At 36.4% G+C, this 508-nt stretch carries 1 protein-coding gene; it reads right to left on the bottom strand.

The window, feature by feature from the left end:
* Positions 1-201 precede the first annotated feature (201 nt).
* Positions 202-508, bottom strand: a 307-nt coding sequence (locus QMD71_10120; protein MDI6841177.1) for a FlgD immunoglobulin-like domain containing protein, incomplete at its 5' end; no start/stop codon positions are given.

Genomic DNA, 508 nt, shown 5'->3' with positions numbered 1-508 from the left:
CATCACCCCCTCATTTTTTAAATCCTAAATCTCAAGCACCAAATCCTAAATAAATCTCAAATTCAAAATCCCAATGTTCCAAACTGTTTGGAATTTTGAAAATTTGAGAATTAGAATTTGTTTAGAGATTTAGAGATTAGGATTTCGGATTTAGGATTTAGTTTCTTCATCTTATTAACATTCGGATTTCGTCATTTTCCTTCACCTTAACAAAAGTAGTTGTTTAGTTAAACTTTCATCTCCTACTTGTCCGCAGGATTCTGTGAATAACTTACAGAAATAAATGCCACTCGGTAATCGCTTACCACTATCATCACTGCCATCCCAAGAAATGGTAGTTAGTTGGTTAGTTGGATAGTTGGTTAGGTGGAAAGACTTAACTAATCTACCAGCTAAATCGTGAATCGTTAGTCGTAAATCCCTGCCCGCCGCTTCGCTATGGCAGGCGAGGTTAATCGGATAACTGCCATCACGTTTAACGTTTAACGAATAACGAATAACGGTATTT

The organism is bacterium, assembly GCA_030018315.1.
Classification (GTDB): domain Bacteria; phylum Hydrothermota; class UBA3073; order JACQXS01; family JAGMCI01; genus JASEGA01.
The sequence above is the reverse complement of the archived record's forward strand: the minus strand, read 5'-3'. Positions and strand labels throughout refer to the sequence as shown.